Source organism: Pseudoalteromonas sp. MER144-MNA-CIBAN-0113 (genome assembly GCF_040308965.1).
Taxonomy (GTDB): Bacteria; Pseudomonadota; Gammaproteobacteria; order Enterobacterales; family Alteromonadaceae; genus Pseudoalteromonas; species Pseudoalteromonas tetraodonis.
In genome coordinates this window covers 1-205 of sequence record NZ_JBEOOG010000665.1, presented here as the reverse complement: position 1 = coordinate 205, position 205 = coordinate 1, and the positions used below count along the sequence as shown (strand labels likewise).

General features: G+C 38.5%; 1 rRNA gene. It reads right to left on the bottom strand.

Annotated elements, in window-relative coordinates:
* Window positions 1-77 (bottom strand): 5S ribosomal RNA (gene rrf / locus AAEY57_RS21380); the annotation flags it as partial.
* Between the last annotated feature and the right edge of the window lie 128 nt (window positions 78-205).

Sequence of the window (205 nt, the reverse complement as noted above, 5' to 3'; positions counted from 1 at the left end):
CTATCATCGGCGCTGTTTCGTTTCACTACTGAGTTCGGCATGGGGTCAGGTGGGTCCAAAACGCTATTGTCACCAAGAAAATTCTTTTCAATTTTCTTATTATTTATTTTTAAATTTAAAGTCTTTCGACTAAATTTGGAGCCTGGTAATGTCCTACTTTCACATAGCAAATGCTACACTATCATCGGCGCTGTTTCGTTTCACT